The organism is Xanthomonas sp. DAR 34887 (genome assembly GCF_041245805.1).
GTDB classification, from domain to species: domain Bacteria; phylum Pseudomonadota; class Gammaproteobacteria; order Xanthomonadales; family Xanthomonadaceae; genus Xanthomonas_A; species Xanthomonas_A tesorieronis.
Genome location: NZ_CP162490.1, coordinates 1,332,340 through 1,357,546, shown reverse-complemented (window position 1 = coordinate 1,357,546; position 25,207 = coordinate 1,332,340). Strand labels below are relative to the sequence as shown.

17 protein-coding genes are annotated in these 25,207 nt (G+C 68.5%); 9 read left to right on the top strand and 8 right to left on the bottom strand.

From position 1 onward, the window contains the following. Positions 1-45 precede the first annotated feature (45 nt). A complete protein-coding gene (gene rluD / locus AB3X08_RS05780; protein WP_369936851.1) occupies positions 46-1,053 on the bottom strand; it encodes a 23S rRNA pseudouridine(1911/1915/1917) synthase RluD in 1,008 nt (335 codons plus the stop codon). Positions 1,054-1,168: 115 nt separating this feature from the next. Between rluD and AB3X08_RS05775 the strand changes: the two genes are divergently transcribed. The 4 genes from AB3X08_RS05775 to AB3X08_RS05760 all read left to right on the top strand — a co-directional run bounded on the left by AB3X08_RS05775 (position 1,169) and on the right by AB3X08_RS05760 (position 5,617). Further along, the gene (locus AB3X08_RS05775) at positions 1,169-2,047 is read left to right on the top strand and encodes an outer membrane protein assembly factor BamD (RefSeq protein ID WP_369936850.1); all 879 of its coding nucleotides are present in this window, start codon (positions 1,169-1,171) and stop codon (positions 2,045-2,047) included. 330 nt (positions 2,048-2,377) lie between these two features. Next, a complete protein-coding gene (locus AB3X08_RS05770) occupies positions 2,378-3,322 on the top strand; it encodes a glycosyl hydrolase 53 family protein (RefSeq protein WP_369936849.1) in 945 nt (314 codons plus the stop codon). Positions 3,323-3,383: 61 nt separating this feature from the next. Continuing rightward, entirely contained in the window at positions 3,384-4,121 is a 738-nt protein-coding gene (locus AB3X08_RS05765) for an ATP-binding cassette domain-containing protein (RefSeq protein ID WP_369936848.1), read from the top strand. A gap of 8 nt (positions 4,122-4,129) precedes the next feature. Continuing rightward, on the top strand, positions 4,130-5,617 hold the full coding sequence (locus AB3X08_RS05760) for a glycine betaine ABC transporter substrate-binding protein (protein ID WP_369938443.1): 1,488 nt from the start codon (positions 4,130-4,132) through the stop codon (positions 5,615-5,617). A 604-nt stretch (positions 5,618-6,221) separates the two neighbouring features. On the opposite strand, the gene AB3X08_RS05755 is transcribed toward AB3X08_RS05760, so the two are convergent. Further along, positions 6,222-7,418, bottom strand: coding sequence for an aminotransferase class V-fold PLP-dependent enzyme (locus AB3X08_RS05755; RefSeq protein WP_369936847.1), 1,197 nt, complete (start codon positions 7,416-7,418; stop codon positions 6,222-6,224). A 154-nt stretch (positions 7,419-7,572) separates the two neighbouring features. Between AB3X08_RS05755 and egtB the strand changes: the two genes are divergently transcribed. Further along, the gene (egtB, locus tag AB3X08_RS05750) at positions 7,573-8,862 is read left to right on the top strand and encodes an ergothioneine biosynthesis protein EgtB (protein WP_369936846.1); all 1,290 of its coding nucleotides are present in this window, start codon (positions 7,573-7,575) and stop codon (positions 8,860-8,862) included. After that, positions 8,859-9,842, top strand: a complete 984-nt coding sequence (egtD, locus tag AB3X08_RS05745; RefSeq protein WP_369936845.1) for an L-histidine N(alpha)-methyltransferase — start codon at positions 8,859-8,861, stop codon at positions 9,840-9,842. Before egtB ends, egtD begins: the two co-directional genes overlap by 4 nt. A 189-nt stretch (positions 9,843-10,031) precedes the next feature. Here egtD and AB3X08_RS05740 read toward each other — a convergent pair whose 3' ends face one another. The 5 genes from AB3X08_RS05740 to sucC form a co-directional block, all read right to left on the bottom strand. After that, positions 10,032-11,669 carry an NAD+ synthase gene (locus tag AB3X08_RS05740; protein ID WP_369936844.1) on the bottom strand — a complete coding sequence of 546 codons (1,638 nt, stop codon included), beginning with the start codon at positions 11,667-11,669 and terminating at the stop codon, positions 10,032-10,034. Between the two features lie 824 nt (positions 11,670-12,493). Continuing rightward, entirely contained in the window at positions 12,494-14,593 is a 2,100-nt protein-coding gene (locus AB3X08_RS05735; RefSeq protein ID WP_369936843.1) for a pyrroloquinoline quinone-dependent dehydrogenase, read from the bottom strand. Positions 14,594-14,856: 263 nt separating this feature from the next. Continuing rightward, a complete protein-coding gene (locus AB3X08_RS05730) occupies positions 14,857-16,764 on the bottom strand; it encodes an acyltransferase family protein (RefSeq protein ID WP_369936842.1) in 1,908 nt (635 codons plus the stop codon). A 79-nt stretch (positions 16,765-16,843) separates the two neighbouring features. After that, on the bottom strand, positions 16,844-17,719 hold the full coding sequence (gene sucD, locus AB3X08_RS05725) for a succinate--CoA ligase subunit alpha (RefSeq protein WP_026144653.1): 876 nt from the start codon (positions 17,717-17,719) through the stop codon (positions 16,844-16,846). Between the two features lie 22 nt (positions 17,720-17,741). Beyond that, a complete protein-coding gene (gene sucC / locus AB3X08_RS05720; RefSeq protein WP_010342227.1) occupies positions 17,742-18,911 on the bottom strand; it encodes an ADP-forming succinate--CoA ligase subunit beta in 1,170 nt (389 codons plus the stop codon). Between the two features lie 298 nt (positions 18,912-19,209). Between sucC and AB3X08_RS05715 the strand changes: the two genes are divergently transcribed. Both AB3X08_RS05715 and AB3X08_RS05710 read left to right on the top strand, forming a co-directional pair. After that, positions 19,210-20,823, top strand: a complete 1,614-nt coding sequence (locus AB3X08_RS05715) for a sensor histidine kinase (RefSeq protein WP_369936841.1) — start codon at positions 19,210-19,212, stop codon at positions 20,821-20,823. A 74-nt stretch (positions 20,824-20,897) separates the two neighbouring features. Next, entirely contained in the window at positions 20,898-22,286 is a 1,389-nt protein-coding gene (locus tag AB3X08_RS05710) for a sigma-54-dependent transcriptional regulator (RefSeq protein ID WP_369936840.1), read from the top strand. 165 nt (positions 22,287-22,451) lie between these two features. Here the strand turns inward: AB3X08_RS05710 and pilB are convergent, their stop codons facing one another. Next, positions 22,452-24,188 (bottom strand): type IV-A pilus assembly ATPase PilB, encoded by a 1,737-nt coding sequence (gene pilB / locus AB3X08_RS05705; RefSeq protein ID WP_369936839.1) that lies wholly within the window; start codon positions 24,186-24,188, stop codon positions 22,452-22,454. 145 nt (positions 24,189-24,333) lie between these two features. On the opposite strand from pilB, the gene AB3X08_RS05700 reads away from it, so the two are divergent. After that, positions 24,334-25,203, top strand: a complete 870-nt coding sequence (locus tag AB3X08_RS05700) for a glycosyltransferase family 2 protein (protein ID WP_369936838.1) — start codon at positions 24,334-24,336, stop codon at positions 25,201-25,203. Positions 25,204-25,207: the final 4 nt, after the last annotated feature.

The following is a 25,207-nucleotide window of genomic DNA, read 5'->3' as shown; positions in this document are numbered from 1 at the left end:
AGCGGTGCAAGGCGCCAGGCCCGCCCTCGCCCATCGGCGCCATCCTCAGCGCCGCGCCTGCTCGGCGGCCAGCCGCGAATCGGTGCGCAGCGCAGACAGCAGGCGCAACATGTCGGCCGGCACCGCGGCGGTGGCCCGCACCGGCTCGCCATGGGTGGGGTGCTTGAATTCCAGCGTCTCGGCGTGCAACGCCTGGCGCTTGAAACCGCGCAATTCGGCGATCAGTTCCTCGGTCGCGCCCTTGGGCAGCTTCAGCGGGCCGCCGTACAGCGGGTCGCCGATGATCGGGTGCTTCAGGTGCGCCATGTGCACGCGGATCTGGTGGGTACGCCCGGTCTCCAGGCGGCATTCCAGCGCGGTATGCGCGCGGAAGCGCTCGCGCAGCCGGTAATGGGTGACCGCGTCGCGGCCGTCCTCGCGCACCGCCATGCGCAGCCGGTCGCGCGGGTGGCGGTCGATCGGCGCATTGGCGGTGCCGCCGGAGACCAGCGGCCCGGCCACCACTGCCAGGTACTGGCGGTGCACGTCGCGCGCCGACAGCTGCGCCACCAGCGAGGTGTGCGCCGGCAGGGTCCGCGCCACCACCATGGCGCCGCTGGTGTCCTTGTCCAGGCGGTGCACGATGCCCGCGCGCGGCAGCGCCGCCAGCGACGGATCGCGGTACAGCAGCGCATTGACCAGGGTGCCGCTGGGGTTGCCGGCGCCGGGATGCACGACCAGCCCGGCCGGCTTGTTCAGCACGATGACCTGGTCGTCCTCGAACAGCACCTCCAGCGGGATGTCTTCCGGCAGCGCATGGGTCTGGGTCTCCAGCACCGCATGCAGGCTGGCGATCTCGCCGCCGCGCAGGGCGTCGCGCGGCCGCGCCGGGGCCCCGTCCAGCAGCGCGTCGCCGGACTTGATCCATTCGGCCAGGCGCGAGCGCGAGAACTCGGGAAACAGCTCGGCCAGGACCGCATCGAAGCGGCGGCCGGCGGCGTGGTCGGGCACGCGCGCCTGGCGCGGGCCGTCGGAAGCGTCGTCCTCAGGGGTGTCCGGGAGGGTATTGGGCATGAAAAGGGCACGGCTACGTCGGAAAGGGAGGGCCGCGGCGGCCATAGTCAGTCGCCGGACAGGCCACTAGGCTATCATCGCCCCTTCGTATTCCTGACGTGTCCTGCCCGAACCCATGATCCGACGCTCCGTCCCGCTCTCCGCGCACGTCCGTTTCATCGCCCTGATGCTGGTCATGGTCGTCGTGGCAACGGGTTGCCACCGCCAGAAGAACAAGAATCCCGAAGAAGGGATGCCGGTGGAGCAGCTGTACCAGAAGGCGCACACGCAGATGGAGACCGGCAACTGGGCCGGCGCCGAGGGCAGCTTCAAGCGCCTGATCGCGCAGTACCCCTACGGCCAGTACACCGAGCAGGCGATGATCGAGAGCGCCTACGCCCAGTACAAGGCCGGCAAGCACGACGACGCGGTGTCCAGCATCGACCGCTTCATCCGCACCTACCCGACCCACCGCAACATCTCCTACATGTACTACCTGCGCGGGTTGTCCAACTCCAACCGCGACACGGTGTTCCTGCGCCGGGTGTGGTCGCTGGACCCGAGCCGCCGCGACCTGTCCACGCCGCAGCAGGCCTACGCCGACTTCAACATCGTCGCCGAGCGCTATCCGAACAGCCGCTACGCCGCCGACGCGCGCCAGCGCATGATCGCGCTGCGCAACGTGTTCGCCCAGCACGAACTGGACAACGCGCTGTACTACCTGCGCCGCAACGCCTGGGTGTCGGCCGCCGGCCGCGCCACCTACCTGCTGGAAACCTACCCGCAGAGCGCCTACCAGTACGACGCGGTGGCGGTGCTGGCCGATGCCTACACCCACCTGGGCAACAAGCCGCTGGCCGACGATGCGCGCCGGGTGCTGGAACTCAACGATCCGCAGCATCCGTGGCTGACCGGCCACTGGCCGAAGTACCCGTGGATGATCCGCAAGCTGAATCCGTTCGCCGGCGAAAAGTCCGCCGCCACCGGGCAGTCGAACTCGAAGATGGCCAACTGAGCCACGCTGTCAGGGACACCGCAACAGGGGCCGCAAGGCCCCTGTTGCGTTTTGGCGACCGCGGCATGTGGGCGCCGCCTTCTGCACGGCCCGGGCGCCCACGCGGCACTGCCGTCGTCGGGCAACCGCCAGCGGCATCGGCCTGGACATGCGACCCGGGCCGATGCCGCCTGCCACAGCCAGTGTCGCGATCTGTGGTGCAGCGCCCAGCCGCTGCGCGCCGCGCGCAGCTGCCGCTTGCTAGGCTCGATCCACTCGCCCGCCGTTCCGGTGCGCCTGCGGCGCCGTCCATCGCCACGGCGCTCGTCGGCCCCCGCCAGGAGACGCGCCATGTTCCGTTTTCCCGCCGCCATGCTGAGTTTGTCGCTCGCCCTCGGCACCGCCCTGCCGGCCGGCGCCGCCGAGCCGGCCATCGTGTTCGGCGTCAACGGCCACGACGACCGCCCCGCCTATCCGCTGAGCCAGTCCGAGGCGGTGTTCCAGTTGCTCGACCAACGCAACCTGCGCAGCTACCGCTTCGACGTGGATCCGCGCAACTTCGCCGTGCTCGATCGGCTGGTGCCGCTGGCGCGGCGCTACGGCATCGCGCTGCGGCCGATGGTGTACCCGATGTCGCGCGAGATCGGCTACCAGCTGGCGCGGCGCTATGCGGCCGACATCAAACTGTGGGAGATCGGTAACGAGCAGGACTACAGCCGCGACGGCGCACAGGCGCGCATCGATGCGATGACAGAGATGTACCGTGGCATGAAGCAGGCCTCGGACGAACTCGGCGCCGGCCTGGAATTCACCATCAACATCACCGCCTGCAACAGCGACGACCAGTCGGCCAACGCGCGTTGCCCCGGCGACCGCCGCGGCTCGCTGTGGTTCCTGGACATGGCCAAGGCCTCCGGCTTCGATTTCGACCACATCAGCTTCCACTACTACCCGTTCTATCAAGATCGCGGCTACTGGATGGACCTGTATCTGGGGCAGATGCGCGGCGCGGCGCAGAAGTACGGCGGCAAGGTGTTCTTCAACGAGGTCAACTGCGCCGACGTGTACATCGGCAACACCGACGGCGGGCATGCCGGCGACGGCGCCTGCTACGACAGCGTGGCGCAGATCGTGCGCACGCTGCAGAGCGACTACGCCGACGTGGTCGCCGAGATCAATCTCTACGAACTGCTCGACCAGCCCAACCTGCAGGGCGTGGAAAGCCACTTCGGCCTGATGTACGACCTGGCGCGGCCGAAGCCGACGCTGCAGCTGCTGACCGATTCCGCCGATTGAGCGCGTCGGTCGCGCGGCGCCTTCGCGCGCCATGCGGCGCGGCCCGGCTATGCTTGGGCGCATGTTCGAACTGCATCGGGTCACCCGCCGCTATAGCGACGCACTTGCGCTGGACCGGGTCGATCTGCGCATCGCCGCCGGTCGCACCACCGCGCTGATCGGCCCCAGCGGCGCCGGCAAGTCCAGCGCGCTGCGCATGCTGCTCGGGCTGGAATGGCCGGACGCCGGCGAGGTCCGCTTCCAGGGCGAACCGCTGCGCCGGGACACCTTGTTGGCGCAGCGCCGCCGCATCGGCTACGTGATCCAGGAAGGCGGGCTGTTCCCGCATCTGAGTGCGCGCGACAACGCCGCCCTGCTCGCCCGGACGCTGGGCTGGGCGCGACCGCGGATCGACGCGCGCCTGCGCGAACTGGCCGCGCTGTGCCGCCTGCCCGAGGCCTTGCTGGCGCGTTATCCGGCCGAACTGTCCGGCGGCCAGCGCCAGCGCGTCGGCCTGATCCGCGCGCTGCTGCTGGACCCGCCGGTGCTGCTGCTGGACGAACCGCTGGGCGCGCTCGATCCGATCGTGCGCCACGAACTGCAGACGCAGATGCGCGAACTGTTCGCGCTGCTCGGCAAGACCGTGGTGCTGGTGACCCACGACGTCGCCGAGGCCGCCTACCTGGGCGACACCCTGGTGCTGATGCGCAACGGCCGCATCGTGCAGGAAGGCAGCGTGCGCGAGCTGCTGGACGCGCCCGCGGAACCGTTCGTCGGCCAGTTCCTGCACGCGCAGCGCACGCTGGAGGATGCGCGGTGAGGGCCTGGCTGCGGCGCCGCGCGGCGGCACGGTTGGTGCTCGCGGCGGCGCTCGTCCTGCCCGCCTGCGGCGCCGCGGCAGCGCCGGAGAAGGTGGTGGTGGGCTCGAAGAACTTCACCGAGGCGGTGGTGCTGGGCGAGATCGCCGCCGGCGCCGGGCGCCAGGCCGGCGTGGACGTCGAACACCGCCGCCAACTCGGCGGCACCCGAATCCTGTGGCGCGCACTGGAGCAGGGATCGATCGACGCCTACGCCGAATACACCGGCACCCTGGCGACCGAATTGCTGCACCTGCCCGATGCTGACGATGCCGCGCTGCGCCGGGCCCTGGCGCAGCGCGGCCTGGCGATGAGCGCGCCGCTGGGCTTCGACAACACCTATGCGTTCGGCATGCGCCGGCAGCGCGCGCAGGCGCTGGGCATCGCCCGCATCTCCGACCTGGCCGCGCATCCGTCGCTGAAGCTCGGACTCAGCAACGAGTTCGTATCGCGCGCCGACGGTTGGCCCGGGGTGCGCGATGCCTACGGGCTGCCGCAGACGCCGACCGGGTTGGACCACGACCTGGCCTACCGCGCGCTGGACAGCGGCGCGATCGACATCACCGACCTGTACAGCACCGACGCCGAGATCCCGGCCCACGACCTGCTGGTGCTGCAGGACGACCGCCGCTACTTTCCGCGCTACGCCGCGGTGTTCCTGTACCGCGGCGACCTGGCGCAGCGCGCGCCGCGGTTCGTGCAGGCGCTGGAAGGCCTGGGTGGACGCATCGACGCGGCGACGATGCAGCGGCTCAATGCCGAGGCGAAGCTGGACAAGCGCGCCGAAAGCGCGATCGCCGCGCAGTGGCTGGGCGTCGCCGCACCGGCGCAGGACACCCGGCCGACGCGCCTGCTGCAACGCACCCGCGAACACCTGGCGCTGGTCGGCCTGTCGCTGGGCCTTGCCCTGCTGGTGGCGCTGCCGCTGGGCATCGTGGCAGCGCATCGGCCGCGGCTCGGCCAGGTGGTGCTGTCGCTGACCGGGGTGCTGCAGACGCTGCCGTCGCTGGCGGTGTTCGTGTTCATGATTCCGCTGTTCGGCATCGGCGCCAAGCCGGCGATCGCCGCGCTGTTCCTGTACAGCCTGCTGCCGATCGTGCGCAACACCCATGCGGGCCTGACCGGCATCGCCCGCGAACTGCGCGAGACCGCTGCGGCGATCGGCCTGCCGCCGGGCACGCGGCTGTGGCGGATCGAGTTGCCGCTGGCCTTGCGCACCATCCTGGCCGGGATCAAGACCGCGGCGGTGATCAATGTCGGCACCGCCACATTGGGCGCGCTGATCGGTGCCGGCGGCTACGGCCAGCCGATCCTCACCGGCATCCGCCTGGACGACATCGGCCTGATCCTGGAAGGCGCGGTGCCGGCGGCCGCGCTGGCGCTGCTGGTGCAGGCGGTGTTCGAGGGCCTGGAGCGCTGGCTGACCCCGCGCGGCCTGCGCCTGGCGGCGCGGCGCTGATGCCTGCGTGTCCAGGCGGCGCTCATCGGCGCGACAGCGAAAGCGATCGTCGCGCAGCCCATCGATCGCCCCGTGGCGCTGGTCAGCGATCGGCTTCGGAACCCGTCGGGACTGAAGTCCCTCCCCACAGTGCACTCACCCGGTTCGCCGCAAATTCCTGTAGGAGCGGCTTCAGCCGCGACGAACGAAGCGGTATAGGCGACGCCAGCGGAAAGCGTCCGGGCTGAAGTCCTTCCACAGTGCACCCGGCGGGCGTCCCGCAAACCGCTGTGAAGTCGAGAATCTTGGCAACCTTGTTCGTCTGTCGCGGCTGAAGCCGCTCCTACAGTGCCCCCAGCGAGTGGCCGCGAGTCCCTTGTGGGAGCGACTTCAGTCGCGACGAACGAAGTCAGAAATCTTGGCGGTTTTGTGTGTCTGTCGCGGCTGAAGCCGCTCCTACAGTGCCCCCAGCGAGTGGCCGCGAGTCCCTTGTGGGAGCGACTTCAGTCGCGACGAACGAAGCGGCGGAGTCAGCGTAATCGAACGGTGTCGGGGCTGAAGCCCTTCCTGCAGTGCACCCCGCAAGCCAGCTGGAAGGGCGTCCAGGAACGCTCCAAGCCAGCGCTCACCCGCGCGCCGCAGCGACCATCTCGCGCCCCAACCCACGCATCGCCTCTGGCGTCAGCTGCAGATACGGCGCGATGCGCAATGCACCGTGGCGATGCGTGCAGATCACCTTCGCGCGCTGCAGCCACGGCAGCAAGGCCTGCATCGCCGCGGCAGGCGGGCGCAGCGCGCCGAGGTGCGGCGCGTGCCCGGGCACCGTCCAGTCGCCGGCGCCCTGCGCCTGCAATTCGTCCTCGAACGCTGCACCGAGCGCGCCCAGCCGCGCCGCGATCCGCGCCGGCTGCCAGTGCTGCAGCTGCTGCAGCGCCGCGCTGGCCATCGCCAGCCGCAGCGGTTCGGTCACGCCGCCGGCATCGAAGCGGCGCGCGCCGGTGCGGAACGGCGGCGGCGCCTCGACCGGGAAGTGCCAGTCGGCGCCGGAATCGCGGGCCTGCCAATGGTGTTCGATCGGCACGCCATGCGCGCGCCAGTGCGGCGCCGCCCATAGCCAGGCCAGCCCCATCGGTCCGAGCAGCCACTTGTGCCCCACCGCCACCACGAAGTCCGGCCGCCACGCCGCCAGCCGCGCCGGCAGCACGCCCAGGCTCTGGCTCAGGTCCAGCACCAGCGCCGCGCCCGCCGCATGCACGCGCGCGGCGATGCGATCCAGGTCCAGCAGCGCGCCGTCGCGCCAGTAGGCATTGGGCAGGCTGGCGATCCGCACCCGCGGCTCCGCGTCCAGGGCCGCCAGCACCGCGTCGGTCCAGTCCTGGTGCTCGCCGCGCCGCACTACTGCCAGATGCGCCCCGGTCTCGGCGCAGCGCTGCTGCCACAGCAACAGGTTCGACGGGAACTGGCCGTCGAGCAGCAACACCGCCTCGCCGGCCGCCAGCGGCAATTGCCGCGCCGCGGTGGCCAGACCGTAGGCGGCCGAGGGCAACATCGCCACGCCGTCCACGTCGCCTTCGAACAGCGTGGCGGCGGCCAGGCCGCGCAGGGTCTCGATCTGCGCGCGCCAGGCATCGAAGGACAGCGTCCACGGCGCGATCGAATCGGCCAGCGCCGCCTGTCCGGCAGCCAGCACACTGGCCAGCCGCGGGCCTTTGCTGGCGGTATCCAGGTAGCGCACTTCCTCGGGGAGAACAAAGGCCTGCGCCGCCTCGGTGAGGTCGAACACGCCGGCCGGCGCGGCGGCGCCGGCCGCGGATGCGGACATGAATGCGTGGGACGGGTCTGGGGTGGACATGTGGGGACGGGCCTGATGGCGCGATCGGAGAGGGGAGGCTCCCATCGCATGAACAGGCATTAGCGTAACGCGACGTTCCACCACGCATGACGGCATGTTCACGGTCTTCCCCTAAGCTTGGCCGATGCAAGCGACCCCTCTGGCGGCATCCCCCTCGCCCGCAGCGTCCAGCGTGCCGCTGGCGACGCGATTTCGCAGCGTGCGCCAGCGCACCAACGCGCTCGCCGCGCCGCTGAGCGAGGAAGACGCGATGGTGCAGAGCATGGACGATGCCAGTCCGGCGAAATGGCATCTGGCGCATACCACCTGGTTCTTCGAACGCTTCGTGCTGGCCGCCGACACCGGCTACCGCGCGATCGATCCGCAGTGGGACTACCTGTTCAACAGCTACTACCAGAGCGTCGGCCCGATGCATGCGCGGCCGCGCCGCGGCGTGCTGTCGCGCCCGTCCATGGCGCAGGTGCGCGGCTACCGCGCCGAGGTCGAGGCGCGCGTACTGGCACGACTGCAGGCCGGCGACCTGTCGGACCAGACGCTGCAGGTGCTGGAACTGGGCCTGCACCACGAACAGCAGCACCAGGAACTGCTGCTGACCGACATCAAGCACGCGTTCTGGAGCAACCCGCTGACCCCGGCCTATCGCGACGATCTGGCCATGGCGCAAGCGCCGGCCAGGACGCTGCGCTGGATCCAGCGCGACGAACAGGTGTGCGAGATCGGCGCCCCCGGCTGGCCGGCGCACGCGGCCTTCGCCTACGACAACGAGTCGCCGCGGCACCGCGTGCTGGTGCCGGCGCATGCGCTGGCCAGCCGACCGGTGAGCAACGCCGAGTACGCGCAGTTCATCGCCGACGGCGGCTACCGCAACGTCGCCCTGTGGCTCAGCGATGGCTGGGCGCGGCGCAACGCCGAGGATTGGCAGCGGCCGCTGTACTGGCATGCCGACGGCGTGCGCGAGTTCACCCTGGGCGGCTGGCGCGAGCGCGATCCGCATGCGCCGGTGTGCCACATCAGCCTGTTCGAAGCCGACGCCTACGCGCGCTGGGCCGGCGCCCGGCTGCCGACCGAAGCCGAATGGGAACAGGCCGCCACCGGCGTGGCCATCGAAGGCAATTTCGTCGATGCCGATGCGCTGCACCCGCAGTCCGCCGCGCAGGGCGAGGCCGGCCTGCAGCAGTTGTTCGGCGATGTCTGGGAATGGACCGGCAGCGCCTACCTGGCCTACCCCGGCTTCCGCCCGTGGTCGGGCGCGCTGGGCGAATACAACGGCAAGTTCATGAACGCGCAGTGGGTTTTGCGCGGCGGCAGCTGCGCGACGCCGCACGACCATATCCGCGCCAGCTACCGCAACTTTTTCCCCTCCGATGCGCGCTGGCAATTCGCCGGCGTACGCCTGGCCAAGGACCCCGCATGAACGCCGCGACCGCCCGCGCACTGACCGAAGCCGCGCTCACCGACCTGCATCCGCAACCCGACGACATCGCCGCCGACGCGATCGCCGGGCTGTCGCGCAGCCCCAAGCAACTGCCGTCGAAATATTTCTACGACGCCGAAGGCTCGCGCCTGTTCGAAGCGATCACCCGCCAGCCCGAGTACTACCTGACCCGCACCGAGCTGGAGTTGCTGGAAGCGCGGATGCCGTCGATCGCACAGGCGGTGGGCCTCGGTGCGCATGTGGTGGAACTGGGCAGCGGCAGCGGACGCAAGACCGAATTGCTGCTGGAAGGCCTGCGCGAGCCGGTGGCCTACACGCCGATCGAGATTTCGCGCGACATGCTGATGTCCAGCACCGCGCGCCTGGCCGAGCGCTTCCCGCGCATCCAGATGCTGCCGGTCTGCGCCGATTTCACCGCGCCGGTGGCGCTGCCGGCGCCACAGCGCGGCGCGCGCCGCACCCTGGTGTTCTTCCCCGGCTCCACGCTGGGCAACTTCACCCGCGAAGACGGCATCAAGCTGCTGCGTTCGATGCGCGAAACCATGCGCCACGACGGCTGTGCGCTGATCGGCATCGATCTGGACAAGGACCCTGCGGTGCTGGAAGCAGCCTACAACGACGCGGCCGGCGTCACCGCCGAGTTCACCTTGAACCTGCTGCGCCGCCTCAACCGCGAGATCGGCAGCGATTTTGACCTGGCGCAGTTCCGCCACCGCGCAGTGTATGCGCGCGAGCGCCAGCGCATCGAAACCTTCCTGGTCAGCCAACGCGCGCAACAGGTGCACGTGGCCGGACACCGCTTCGACTTCGCGGCCGGCGAGGCCATGCAAGTGGAATACAGCCACAAGTACACCGACCAGAGCTTCGGCGAGATGGCCGCCGCCGCCGGGCTGCGAGTCAGCCACGGTTGGAACGCGCAAGGCGATGCGTTCGGGCTGCGCTTGCTGCAGGCGGTTTGAAGAGCCGGAATTGGGGAATCGGGATTTGGGATTGGCAAGCGCGTCGCCTGGCGGGCTACCGAGGCAGACGCGTTGACCGGCCGCCCCCTGCCCTGCCGCCCCTGTAGGAGCGGCTTCAGCCGCGAAGACACTCAACGCAGCCGATCCACACCCACCACGAAACGCCGCGCAACCGCGGCGCAGCCCTGGCTAGGCCTGATACCCGTTGGTGATCGGATAACGCCGCTCGCGCCCGAACGCGCGCCGCGACACCTTCGGCCCCGGCGCGGCCTGATGCCGCTTCCATTCGGTGATGCGCACCAGCCGCACCACATGATCGACCACCTCCGCGGCGTAGCCGGCGGCGACGATCTCGTCGCGCGATTCCTCCTGGTCCACGTAGCGGTAAAGGATGCCGTCGAGCACGTCGTAAGGCGGTAGCGAATCCTGGTCGGTCTGGTTGGCGCGCAGTTCCGCCGACGGCGGCCGCGCGATCACCGCCGGCGGGATGACCGGCGCGCCGCCGACCGTGTTGCGCCACTTCGCCAGGCCGAACACCTCGGTCTTGTACAGATCCTTCAGCGGCGCATAGCCGCCGCACATGTCGCCATAGATGGTGGCGTAGCCGACCGCGTACTCGCTCTTGTTGCCGGTGGTCAGCAGCAGCCCGCCGAACTTGTTGGCCAAGGCCATCAGGATCACGCCGCGGCTGCGCGACTGCAGGTTCTCTTCGGTGACATCGGGCTGGGTGCCTGCGAACAACGGGCCTAGCGCTTTCAACAAGCCCTCGAATGCCGGCTCGATCGCCACGGTCTCCAGTTTCACGCCCAGCGCGCGGCATTGCTCGTCGGCCAGATCGTTGGACATGTCGGCCGTGTAGCGCGACGGCAGCCGCACCGCGGTGACGTTGTCCGCGCCCAGCGCATCCACCGCCATCGCCAGCACCAGCGCCGAATCGATGCCGCCGGACAGGCCCAGCCACACCTTGGAAAAGCGGTTCTTGCCGCAGTAGTCGCGCAGCCCGCGCACCACCGCGCGCCAGGCCAGCGCGTCCATGCTCTCGTCGCCGTCGTCGATCCAGCGCAACGGGGTAAACGCACGCGTCTGCGTCGCGTAGTCCACCACCAGCCATTGATCGGTGAACGCCGCCGCGGCCGGATGCACGCTGCCGTCGCCGTCGGCGACCACCGAGGCGCCGTCGAATACCAGCGCATCCTGGCCACCGACGACGTTGAGATAGGCCAGCGCCACGCCGGTCTCGCGGGTGCGCTCGGCCAGCAGCGCGTCGCGCTGCGCGTGCTTGCCGCGTTCGTAGGGCGAGGCGTTGGGCACCAGCACCAGTTCGGCGCCATGGCGCGCGGTATCGGCCAACGGCTCGGGGAACCACAGGTCCTCGCAGATCACCAGGCCGACCTGGGTGCCCTTGACCTCGAACACGCAGCTGCCGCCGTCCGGATCGACATCGAAATAGCGGCGCTCGTCGAACACCGCGTAGTTGGGCAGCTCGCGCTTGCGGTAAGTGGTTTCGATCCGCCCGCCGCGCAGCACGCTGGCCGCGTTGTAGACCACGCTGCCGGCGCTCTGCGGCCAGCCGACCACCGCGACGATGCCGTGCACGCGCACCGCGATGCGCTGCACCGCCAGCTCGCAATCGGCGAGGAAGCCGGGCCGCAGCAGCAGGTCTTCCGGCGGATAGCCGCTGACCGCCAGCTCCGGGAACAACACGATGTCGGCGCCGTACTCGTCGCGCGCCTCGTCGATCATCGCGATGATGCGATCGGTGTTCTGGGCCACGGCGCCGACCGGAAAATCGAACTGGGCCATGGCGATGCGAAGGGAAGAAGACATGGACAACCTTGCGGAAGCGGGAGGGGGAAAGCGCGGCGGCCGCGCCGATGCCGGCCATCCGCGGCGCGGCGCCAGCAACAGCGGAGCCGAGATGCGCACAGCGGCATGCGCAGTGTAGCGCCGCACCGCGGCCGGCGATCCGATCGTCCACCTCACGCTGTGGCTGGAACCGGCTGTGTGCACTGGGGGACAACTCGGTCCCTGCTCCGAAGCGAGCCGCTGACGGACTGCGCGTCGCGACTGAAGTCGCTCCCACAAGAAGCCGCGTGCCGAGTGCCGGCCGGGTGCGCTGTGGGAGGAACTTCACCGACTGGCTCCGAAGCCAGCGACTGACAGACTCCGCGTCGCGGCTGAAGCCGCTCCTACAAGGAGCGGCAGGCCGTGTGCCGGCCGCGTGCATTGTGGGAGGGACTTCAGGGCACCTCTAATAACCCCAAAAGCATGTCGATGCACGTGCGAGACGCCGACACGCCCAGCCCCCAGGTTCGGGTATCGATACGTTCCAGATGCCATGGAGTGGCAAAGGCGCATTGCGGTAGACCGTGGCATTGCGGCCGCGTTTTTCATGAACGCCTTGGCATCACGGCCACTTCGTCCTCCTGTCGCGGCTGAAGCCGCTCCTACAAGGGCAAAGCGCGCATGTGTAGAAGCGGCTTCAGCCGCGACAGAAAAAAGGAACACGCCATCGCCACGGGCAGCGTGCAGCTTCCGGAATGGAGTTATTAGAGGTGCCCTTCAGCCCCGACTGGCGCAGAAGCCGGTCGCCGACAGACCTCGCATCGCGACTGTAGGTCGCTCCACGGAGCGACATGTCGCGCGTCGCCTCATCCGTTGCCGCGACCGCCAAACCGCGCACGACGCCGCCGGCGCCAGCGCCGCCACAGCGCCACCGCGGCCGTGAGCAGGGCCAGCGCGACGGTGCCCAGGGTCGCCATGCGCGCGGCCACGCCGTGCTGGAACACCACGTCCTTGCCCTCGCCATCGAGCGTGTAGGCGACCACGTAATCGCCCATCGTGCCCATGCCCTCGCGGCCGCCTGCGGCGATCACCACGTACTGCTTGCCGTCCACCGCATAGACCGACGGCGTGGCCTGGCCGCCGGCCGGCAATTTGGCATCCCACAAGGTCTTGCCGGTGGCGCTGTCGAGCGCGCGCAGGCGCGAATCGGCGGCCGCGGCGATGAAGGTCAGGCCGCTGGCGGTGGTCACCGCGCCGCCGAGCAGCGGCGTGCCCACGTCCAGCGGCAGCCACGGCAGCTTCTCTTCCAGCGTGCCGAGCGGACGCTCCCAGGCGATCTTGCGCGTTCGCAGGTCCACCGCCACCAACCGCCCCCACGGCGGCTTCACGCAGGGAATACCGCCGGACGAGGCCAGCATGCCGCGGCGCATGTAGTACGGCGTGCCCTCCATGTCGTTGAACTGCTGGTCGGGATGGCGCGCGCGCTCGGCCTCGCTGAAGCGTTCGCGCGGGATCAGCGCCACCTGCATCGGCAGGTCCGACACCGGCATGATCGCCAGCTGCCGCTGCGGGTCCACCGCGATGCCGCCCCAGTTCACTCCGCCGGCCCAGCCCGGCAGCGCGATCGTGCCGCGCACGCTGGGCGGGGTGAACAGGCCTTCCGAACGCAGCCCGGCGATCAGCGCCGCGCATTCGCGGCGCGCGCCCGGCGTCGCCCCCCAGGCATCGGCGGGGGTCAGCGGCGTATGCCGCGCCAGGCGCAACGCCGGCTCGGGCATCGGCTGGGTCGGCGAGACGCGCTCGCCAGGCACGTCGGTCGCCGGCACCGGCACCTCGCTGATCGGGAACACCGGGCTGCCGTCGCGGCGGTCGAAGGCGAACAGGAAGCCGGTCTTGGTCGCCTGCAGCACCGCCGCGCGCGGCCCCTGCGCGGTCTGCACCGTCGTCAGCACCGGCTGCGAGGCCAGGTCGTAGTCCCACAGATCGTGATGCACCAGTTGCTGCGCCCACACCCGGCGCCCGCTGTGCAGGTCCAGCGCCACCAGCGAATTGGCATCGCGGTTGTCGCCGAGCCGCTCGCCGCCGTAGTAGTCGGGACTGGCCGAGCCGGTCGGCACGTACACCAGCCCCAGCGCCGGATCCACCGCCAGCGGCGCCCAGGCGTTGCCGCCGCCGACCGTGGCGGCCTGCTCCGGCTGCCAGCCGGCCGCGGCCGCGGCGGCCGGATCGCGCGGCACCGGATCCCAGCGCCACAGCTCGCGGCCGCTGCGCGCGTCGTAGCCACGCACCACACCCTGTTCCAGCGCATGCCCGCGGTTGTCGCCGATCGAACTTCCCACCACCAGCACATCGCCGGCCACCACCGGTGGCGAGGTCACCGCATAGTTGGCCCAGGCATCGCTGGCATTGTCGTGCACGTCGATTCCGGCGTGCAGGTCGATCGTGCCGCCATTGCCGAACCCGGCGCAGGGCCGGCCGTCGGCCGCATCCAGCGCGATCAGCCGCGCGTCCAGGGTGCCGAACACGATGCGCTCGCGGCACGCGCCGTCCACGGCCTGCGCGTCGCGCCAGAAGCTCACCCCGCGCGAGGCCGGATCGCTGTAGTGCTTGCCGCGCGACACCTTGGCGTCGAACGACCACAGTTCGCGGCCGCTGGCCGCATCCAGCGCGAACGCGATACCGGTGCCGGTGACCAGGTACATGCGTCCGCCCAGCACCAGCGGGTTGGCCTCGAAGCGGCGCCGTTCCGGATCGGGCAGGCCCGCGCCGAGTTCGCCGGTGCGGAACGACCAGGCGATGCGCAGCCGTCCCACGTTGTCCGGGGTGATCTGGGTCAGCGGCGAATGCTGGCCACCGCCGGGCGCACCGGCATAGCTGGACCAGTCGCCCGGCGCCGCCGCGCAGATCCCGCCGACGCCGAGCGCCAGTCCCGCACCGCATATCGCTGCCTGCCATCTGCTGCCCACTGGTACCGCCCTCGCTTTGATGTAGTGACGAGTGTGCGGCGTTGCGGCGTCTTCCCACGCCGGACGTGGGGTGGAAACAGCCCGCTGAGTGATTAGTGGCGGTCATACCGGGATGAACGGTGCGCGTCCGGTCGGACATCCTGCTTATTGCGCAGTTTTCGGGCACAGGGCGCACGGACCGCGGCCGCGCTCCGCGACATACCAAGCGCGAGCGACGTCAGGCCACGCAGTGCAGGCTCCTCACAGCACAGGCCGGCGCGGGCTCAACGAGCGGCGGATCGATCCAGGGCAGCCTGCAGCGCCGGCGCCAGTCGCCGAACATAGTTCGCGTTGAGATGTTGACCATCCCGATACAGGAGCAACCCATCACGCTCGGCGGAACAAGTCTGCTCCGGACAGATGGACTGCGACAGGTCGACCAACCAAACCAATGGCCGCCCGGCGACCCCGCGTTGGAGACTTGCCACCACCGCGCCCGGGCTGACCTGGTGCAATGGCACACTGCACTCCGGCGCCGTCCGGCCGCTCTGCGCAGGATGCGCTTGCACGCACTGCGGTGCGTCGAATGGCAACAGCGGCGTCGGTGCGAGCAGGACGGTGCGCTGCGCGGTACCTTCGATCCTGTCCAGGAAGAGGCGCGTGCCGCGCTCCCAGTCACCAGGGTCGATCGCATAGGCGGCAGAAGATCCATACACCAGCAGCGCGACCGGCTGCTGATGCAGATACGCGACAACCCGGTCCCGCCAGCGCTCGCACTCCACGTAGCGTCGATTGATCCGCGGATAGACGAATGGATGGTCGATCATCGGACACGACGATTTGGTCAACACCACCAGGTTCCAACCGCGCGCCTTGGCAATGGGCTCGAGCGCACTCGACCATTGCGCCGCCACGCTGTCGCCCGCCAACACCACCGTCGGCGCGCTCGCGGTGGGGGCACGGACGAGGGTGCATGGCACCAGGCGATCCGCGTGGAACCATTCGTCGCAGCCAGGCTGACGGTAGAGCGCGGGCGTAGCCAGGGTTGCCAGCAACACCTGACTCCGCGTTCCCTCCGGACTAGGAACCACCGCCGCTCGCTCCCAACCCATCGCGGCGTAGGCAAGCGCAGCGGAAATCAGCAATCCGGATAGCAGCCAGATCGCAGAACCACCTTGGTCCATATAGCGGATGCGCTGCTCGACCCACTTCCAGCTGAGCCACGCTGGAAGCAGCGAGAATGTCGCTGCCGCGACGCCGACCGGCGCAGTGCGGCCAAACAGGGCGAAGGCCAGTACCAGGATCGGCCAGTGCCACAGATACCAGCTGTACGACACGCGGCCAAAGAATCGCAACGGCTTGGTGTCCAGCCAGACATCCCGCCACCGGTCAGGCCCGCTCAGCAGCAGCAGCGCGGCACCCAGCGTCGGCAGCAAGGCCCACGCGCCCGGATACGAAACGCGGTCCGGCGCCAGCCACACCGCCGCCACGGCGAGCAACAAGCAGCCTACGGCACGTGCAGCGTGAACCCCGCGCAGGGAAAGCCGGGCCTGGCCGAACGACACTTGAACGCCGGCCCCCAGCGCCAACTGCCACAACCGACACGGCATCTGATAATAGGCATGCAACGGCTGCAGCGCCGTCATCGCGACAGTCGCTGCGAAGCCCAGCGCCACCATCGCCCACACCGCAGCAGCGGTACCGCGCTGCCGCCCCAGCGTCCATGCGAAGCCGATGAGGGCAGGCCAGACCAGATAGAACTGCTCCTCGGCACTCAGCGACCAAGTGTGCAGATAGAGATTGGCTTCCGCTCCTTGATCGAAATATCCGGATTCGGACGCAGCGAAAAATAGATTCGACGACCACAGTGCGGCCCAGCGTGCGGCCTCCGCCTGGGCGCCCCATGTGCTCCTCGGCAACAACCACAGCGTAAGTCCCGCACTCGCGATCAGCATGACGCTGAAAGCTGGAAGCAAGCGCCTCATCCGCCGTGCGTAGAAAGCACGGATGTCGATGCGGCCGGTGGCCAGCAACTCCCGCTGCAGTACGCCGGTGATGAGGAACCCGGAAAGGACGAAGAAGACGTCGACGCCCACGTAGCCGCCCGGCAGATAGGCAAGCCGGGCATGGGCAAGCACCACCATCAGCACCGCGATGCCACGCAGCCCTTCGATCCCGTTACGGAACTTCACCCCTGCCCTCCCCGGCAACCTTTGAACATCAAAAGGCCCGCACTGGGCGGGCCTTTTGATACTACACGTGCTGTTGCGCTTACTTCACCAGCGAGGCGATTGCCGCGCCCAGGTCGCCCGGCGAACGCACGGTCTTGACCCCGGCCGCTTCCATCGCCGCGAACTTGCCCTCGGCCGTGCCCTTGCCGCCCGAGGCGATCGCACCGGCGTGGCCCATGCGCTTGCCGGCCGGTGCCGAGGCGCCGGCGATGAAGCCGACCACCGGCTTCTTGACATGCTTGGCGATGTACTCGGCACCGGCTTCCTCGGCGTCGCCGCCGATTTCGCCGACCATGATGATGCCTTCGGTCTGCGGATCCTCGTTGAACAGCTTGAGGCAGTCGACGAAGTTCAGGCCGTTGATCGGGTCGCCGCCGATGCCGATGCAGGTGGACTGGCCCAGGCCGACTTCGGTGGTCTGCTTGACCGCTTCATAGGTCAGCGTGCCCGAACGCGAGACGATGCCGATCTTGCCCGGCTTGTGGATGTGGCCTGGCATGATGCCGATCTTGCACTCGCCCGGGGTGATCACGCCGGGGCAGTTCGGCCCGATCAGCACAGTTTCCGGGAAGGAACGGGTCAGCACGTTCTTGACGCGCAGCATGTCCAGCACCGGGATGCCTTCGGTGATGCAGACGATGACCTTGATGCCGGCCGCAGCCGCTTCCAGGATCGCGTCGGCCGCGAACGGCGGCGGCACGTAGATCACCGAGGCATCGGCGCCCGTGCTCTGCACGGCATCGGCCACGGTGTTGAACACCGGCAGGTCGATGTGGGTGGTGCCGCCCTTGCCCGGCGTGACACCGCCGACGACTTGGGTGCCGTACTCGATCATCTGGGTAGCGTGGAAGGTGCCCTGCTGGCCGGTGAAGCCCTGCACGATCACCTTGGTGTTCTTGTTAATGAGGACAGACATTGGAGTTCCTTGGTGTCGTGGATCAGGCGGCGTTCTTGACAGCTTCAACGACCTTCTTGGCGCCGTCGTTGATGTTGTCGGCCGGGATGATGGCCATGCCGCTGTCGCGCAGCAGCTGCTTGCCCTCTTCCACGTTGGTGCCTTCCAGGCGCACCACGACCGGAACCTTGACGCCCACTTCCTTGACCGCCGCGATGATGCCCTCGGCGATCATGTCGCAGCGGACGATGCCACCGAAGATGTTGACGAAGATGCCTTCGACCTTGTCCGAGGACAGGATCAGCTTGAACGCCTCGATCACGCGCTGCTTGTTGGCACCGCCGCCCACGTCGAGGAAGTTCGCCGGCTCGCCGCCGTTGAGCTTGATCACGTCCATGGTCGCCATCGCCAGACCGGCGCCATTGACCATGCAACCGATGTTGCCGTCCATGGTGACGTAGTTGATGTCCAGCTCCGAAGCGGTCACTTCGGTCTCGTCTTCCTGGGACTTGTCGCGCATGGCGACCAGTTCCTTGTGGCGGAAGTTGGCGTTGTCGTCGCTGTTGAACTTGCCGTCCAGCGCGTAGAGGTTGCCGTCGTCCAGGATGGCCAGCGGATTGATCTCCACCAGCGCCAGGTCCTTCTCATTGAAGATGCGGTACAGGTTGACCATGATGCTGGCGAACTGGCCCGCCTGCTTGGCGGTCAGGCCCATCTTGAAGCCGATGTCGCGGCCGTGGTAACCCTGCACGCCTTCGACGAAGTCGACGTTGAGCGTGTGGATCTTGTCCGGGGTCTCGGCGGCAACCTGTTCGATCTCCATGCCGCCCTCGGAGGAGGCGATGTAGCTGATGGTGCGGGTGCCGCGGTCGACCAACACCGACAGGTACAGCTCCTTGACGATCTCGCCGGCGGTGGTCACCAGCACCAGGTTGATCGGCAGCTCGACGCCGGCGGTCTGGTAGGTGGCCATCTTGGTGCCGAGCAGCTTCTCGGCAACGGCCTTCACATCGTCGGTGGTCTTGCAGAACTTGACGCCGCCGGCCTTGCCGCGGCCACCTGCGTGGATCTGCGCCTTGACCATCCAAGGGCCAGCGCCAAGCGACTTGGCGGCTTCAACCGCTTCTTCCGGAGTCGCCGCGACCTTGCCGGCCGGGACCGGGATGCCGTACTCGGCAAGCAGTTGTTTTGCCTGATATTCGTGAAAATTCATGCGTCACCGTGGGAAAAGGAACGACCGTCCCGCAGCGATCCGGACCTGAGTGGCGGCCGGGAGCGGTACGGACGGGCCGCATATTGTGGCCGACCCTGGCCGGCGGCGCAAAAAAGCCGGTTCTGCCGCCCCCGCCGGCCGCCTTGCAGAGCCGGCGAGCCGCCGTCGCGACGCGGCTCGGACGGTACCGCGCAGCCTGCCCTCGGCCGTGCCGCGGCCGCCACCGGCATGCCCTGCCATCGCATTCCCAGGCGCGACGCCTATACTCGCGCCGTCCGTCGCCTGGCTGGAGTCCGGCTTGCCCACAAGCGCCTCGCTCATCGACCGCATCGAGTCCATCCCGCGCCGCGAGCTGTATTTCTTCGCGCTGTACCGGGTCCTGGTGGCCGGGTTGATTGCCGCGCTGGTGTTCAGCCCGTTGAGCGTGCTGGTCGGCGCGCCGCGCTTTCCGCAACTGGCGATCGGGCTGGCCGGGGCCTACCTGCTGGTGGCACTGCTGCTGTTGCTGTGGGGCCGCAACGAACGCCACCTGACCCTGATCGTGTCCTGCAGCGCGACCGCCGACATCGCCGCCGCCACCCTGGCCGCGCATGCGCTGCCGGCGGCCAGCGCCGGCATCGCGATGATGCTGCTGTTCAACGTGGCCGCCGCGGCGATGCTGCTGCGGCTGCGCTACGGCTTCGGCGTCGCCCTGACCGCGGCGGCGGCGACCGTGCTGGAATACGCGTGGACCTCGCTGGACGGCGGCGAGAGCACCCGCAGCCTGGCCGAACTGGCGATGTTCGCCACCAGCTATCTGGCCGTGTCCTACATCTGCTACCAGATCGGGCAGCGCGCGCGCAGCAGCCAGACGTTGGCCGACCGGCGCGGCGCCGAAGTCGCCAATCTCTACGAAATCAACGAGTTGATCATCCGCCGCATGCGCACCGGGGTGCTGGTGGTGGACGCGCAGAACCGCGTCACCCTGGCCAACGAGGCCGCCTCGGCACTGCTCGGCGACGCCGACGGCAACAGCGCCAGCGGCCGCCTGGACCTGCTCAGCGCCGCGCCGGAACTGGGCAAGCGGCTGCAACGCTGGCGCAACGGCTGGAACCAGGAAGAGACCCCGCTGCAACTGTCGCCGGACCAGCCCGAGGTGCAGCCGCGCTTCGCCCGGCTGCTGATGGAGGGCGACCTGACCCTGGTGTTCCTGGACGATGCGACAGTGGTGTCGCGGCGCGCCGAATCGCTGACCCTGTCGGCGCTGGGCCGCTTCTCGGCCAGCCTGGCGCACGAGATCCGCAACCCGCTGGCTGCGATCAGCTACGCCTCGCAGTTGCTCGAGGAGTCGCCGGCGATCGGCGACGCCGACCGTCGCCTGCTGCAGATCATCCATATGCAGTGCCAGCGCACCAACGGCATCGTCGAGAGCGTGCTGGGGCTGGCCCGGCGCGAGCGCTCCAATCCGGAGAATCTGGATCTGGGCGTGTTCGTGCGCCGCTTCGTGCTGGAGTACCGGCAGACCCTGTCGATCGAGACCGACAGCCTGGAAGCCATCCTCGCCCCGCAGCCGGTGCACGCGCTGGTCGATCCCAAGCATCTGCACCAGATTCTCAGCGCCTTGGTGCACAACGCGCTCAAATACGGGCGGGTGATGGAGGAACCGGCGCGGGTGCGGCTGCGCGTGGCGATGCAGGAACGCAACGCCATCGTCGATGTCATGGACCGCGGCCCCGGCATTCCCGAGGCGGTCGCCGCCCAGCTGTTCCGCCCGTTCTTCACCACCTCCGAGCATGGCACCGGGCTGGGCCTGTATATCGCCCGCGAACTGTGCCGGGCCAACCAGGCGCGCCTGGAATACGTCCCGGTGCCGGCCGGCGGCGCGTGCTTCCGCGTGGTCCTGCCTGGTCCGCACACCATGCTCTCGGGTTGAGACGCACGTCACCAAAGACTCTGGCGCGTCGATAATTTGGCGCTACACCCGCACCTGGGCTATCTTTTCCGCACATGAACGAAACCCGAAGCGCCCTGGTCGTCGACGACGAACGCGACATCCGCGAACTGCTGGTGCTGACCCTGGGCAGGATGGGGCTGCGCATCAGCACCGCCGCCAACCTCGCCGAAGCGCGCGAACTGCTGGCGAGCAATCCCTACGACCTGTGCATCACCGACATGCGCCTGCCCGACGGCAACGGCATCGAACTGGTCAGCGAGATCGCCCGCCACTACCCGCGCACGCCGGTGGCGATGATCACCGCCTTCGGCAGCATGGACCTGGCGGTGGAAGCGTTGAAGGCCGGCGCCTTCGACTTCGTCAGCAAGCCGGTGGACATCCACGTGCTGCGCGGCCTGGTCAAGCACGCGCTGGAACTCAACAACAGCGAACGCGCCGCGCCGCCGGCACCGCCGCCGGAACAGGCCAGCCGCCTGCTCGGCGCCTCGGCGGCGATGGACGTGCTGCGCGCCACCATCGCCAAGGTCGCGCGCAGCCAGGCGCCGGTCTACATCCTCGGCGAGTCCGGGGTCGGCAAGGAGCTGGTGGCGCGCACCATCCACGAGCAGGGCGCGCGCGCGGCCGGGCCGTTCGTCCCCGTCAACTGCGGCGCGATCCCGGCCGAACTGATGGAAAGCGAGTTCTTCGGCCACAAGAAGGGCAGCTTCACCGGCGCCCATGCGGACCAGGCCGGCCTGTTCCAGGCTGCGCACGGCGGCACCCTGTTCCTGGACGAAGTCGCCGAGCTGCCGCTGCCGATGCAGGTCAAGCTGCTGCGCGCGATCCAGGAGAAGTCGGTTCGCCCGGTCGGCGCCTCGGTCGAAGTGCCGACCGACGTGCGCATCCTCTCCGCCACGCACAAGGACCTGGCCGACCTGGTCGCCGATGGCCGCTTCCGCCACGACCTGTATTACCGCATCAACGTGATCGAACTGCGCGTGCCGCCGCTGCGCGACCGCGGCGGCGACCTGCCGCAACTGGCCGCGGCGATCCTGGCGCGGCTGGCGAAGAGCCATGGCCGGGTCACTCCCCTGCTGTCGCCGTCGGCGCTGGACGCGCTGAACCGCTATGCCTTCCCCGGCAACGTGCGCGAACTGGAGAACATCCTCGAGCGCGCCCTGGCGATGGCCGAAGACGACCAGATCAGCGCCGCCGACCTGCACCTGCCGCAGCCCGGCAACAGCGCCCGCGCCGCCGCCGAAGCCGCTCCCGCGCTGCCGCCCGGCGTGGTCGACATCGACCCGACCTCCTCCGCCCTGCCCTCCTACATCGAGCAGCTCGAGCGCGCCGCGATCCAGAAGGCGCTGGAAGAGAACCGCTGGAACAAGACCCGCACCGCCGCGCAGCTGGGCATCACCTTCCGCGCGCTGCGCTACAAGCTCAAGAAGTTGGGGATGGAGTAGAGGCGCCGGGATTGGGGAGTCGGGATTCGGGATTCGTAAAAGCGATGCGTTTCCCGGCCCTGCGCCTCATTCGGCCCAGACAGAAAAGCCGGATACAGGCTTAAACGAGGGCCGCTGCCCGGCTCTTTACGAATCCCCAATCCCGAATGTCGAATCCCGGCTCAATCAATCCTTCGTGACGCGATTGATCTCGGCCAGACTGGTAATGCCCGCGCGCGCCTTGAGCAGCGCCGACTGGCGCAGGTCCTTGACCCCGATCTTCTGCGCCGCATCGGCGATGTCCATCGCGTTGCCGCCCTGCAAGACGATGGCCGCGATCTCGTCGTTCATCGGCATCACCTGATAGATGCCGGTGCGGCCCTTGTAGCCTTCGGTGCACTCGTCGCAGCCCACCGCCTCGTACAGCTGGATGCCGGCGGCGACCTCGGCCTCGGTGAAGCCCTCGGCCAGCAAGGCATTGTCCGGCAACTGGGTCGGGCGCTTGCAGTTGTTGCACAGCCGCCGCGCCAGGCGCTGCGCGATCACCAGCGTCACCGAACTGGTGATGTTGTACGGCGCGATGCCCATGTTCATCAGGCGCGCGATGGTCTGCGGCGCATCGTTGGTGTGCAGCGTGGACAGCACCATGTGGCCGGTCTGCGCCGCCTTGATCGCGATCTCGGCGGTTTCCAGATCGCGGATTTCGCCGACCATGATGATGTCCGGATCCTGGCGCAGGAACGAACGCAGCGCCGCGGCGAAGGTCATGCCGCGCTTGTTGTTCTGCTGTACCTGGTTGACCCCGGGCAGGCGGATTTCCACCGGATCTTCGGCGGTGGAGATGTTGCGGGTATCGTCGTTGAGGATGCCCAGCGCGGTGTACAGCGACACCGTCTTGCCCGAACCGGTCGGGCCGGTCACCAGCACCATGCCGTACGGCTTGTGGATCGCGTCCAAAAAGAGCTTCTGCTGTTCCGGCTCGTAACCGAGCTTGTCGATGCCCAGCTTGGCCGCACTGCCGTCGAGGATACGCAGCACGATCTTCTCGCCGAACAGCGTCGGCAGCGTGCTGACACGGAAGTCGATCTGCTTGCTCTTGGACAGATTGAGCTTGATGCGCCCGTCCTGCGGCACCCGCTTCTCGGCGATGTCCAGTTGCGACATCACCTTCAACCGCGCCGCGATGCGCTGGTTGAGCTTGACCGGCGCCTTGGCCACGCTCTTGAGCAGGCCATCGATGCGCAGGCGCACCCGGTAATCGTCCTCGTACGGCTCGAAATGGATGTCCGAGGCGCCACGGCGGATCGCATCCACCAGCACCTTGTTCACGAACTTGACCACGGGCGTATCGTCGCTCTTCGCATCGACACCGCTATCGCCGCCGCCGCCCATGTCCTCGTCGCCGGCACCGACCTCGAGGTTGTCCATGCCTTCGTCGTCACCGCCCAGCGCGTTACCGAGCGAATCGTTGCTCGCCTGCCATTGTTCCAGCGTGCGCCGAATCTGGTCCTCGTCGACCAGGATCGGCTCGACCGTCAGGTTGGTATGGAATTTGATGTCGTCCAGCGCCCGGGTCTGGGTCGGATTGCTGACCCCCACGAACAGCCGGTTGCCGCGCTTGAACAGCGGCAGCACCTGGTGCTTCTGCAGCAACTCCTCGCTGACCAACTTCATGGCGTTCTGGTTGGCATCGAACACCGAAACATCCAGCAACGGCATGCCGAACTCGACCGCATTGGCGGCGGCCAGCTGCGCCGCGGTGACCAGCTTCTTCTCCGAAAACCATTGCGGCAGCGGGATCTTGGCCTCGGCGGCATGCGCCATGGCGGTCCGCGCGACCGCTTCTTCGACCGCACCATCCTGAACCAGGCGGCGCGCGATGCCGGTGATGCCAACCAGGTTGGCCGAGACAGCTGCATTCATGGAAAAGTCCCCGTTCTTGCGAACCAAAGATACTGCAAATTCCGAACCACCGCCTTCACGGTAGCAAGCCACCGGGTGGCAGCGTGCGCCACGTATCTGGCCGCGACTGGGATTACCATAGCGGACGGGGAACTAGGGGTCGAGCTTGGACAAGATCAGCATCATATTGCCGGCAAAGAACGAAGTAGCTGGGCTGTCGCGCACCTTGCCGCGGCTGCGCGAGGAAATGCCGGGCGCCGAGATCATCGTGGTCGACGACGGCTCCACCGACGCGACCGCGCAGGTGGCGCGCGACCAGGGCGCACGGGTCATCGGCAGTCCCTACTCGATGGGTAATGGCGCGGCGATCAAGCGTGGCGCGCGGGCTGCCAGCGGCGAGATCCTCGTGCTCATGGACGCCGACGGCCAACACGATCCGGGCGATATCCAGAAACTGCTCGCCGTCCTAGGCCAGGGCTACGACATGGTCGTCGGCGCGCGCGACAGCAGCGGGCAGGCCAGCGTGCACCGCGGCCTCGCCAACCGCTTCTACAACTGGCTGGCGAGCCGCATGACCGGCTTCGAGGTGAAGGACCTCACCTCCGGCTTTCGTGCCGTGCGCGCCGACAGGTTTCGCGAGTTCCTGCACCTGCTGCCGAACGGCTTCAGCTACCCCACTACCAGCACCATGGCCTTCTTCCGCAGCGCCTACCCGGTGGCCTACGTCCCAATCCCGGTCGCCAAGCGCATCGGCAGCGGCAGCCACATCCGCCCGCTCAAGGACGGCGTCCGCTTCCTCCTGATCATCTTCAAGATCGCCACGCTGTATTCGCCGCTGAAGCTGTTCGTTCCCGTTTCCATGGCGTTCTTCGCCCTGGGCCTGGCCTACTACGGCTATACCTTCGCGACGATGCACCGCTTCACCAACATGAGCACCCTACTGTTCAGCGCGTCGGTGATCGTATTTCTCATTGGATTGATCTCGGAGCAGATCACGGGCTTGATGTACTTAAACTCTCGACGTAATACAGATTGAGTCC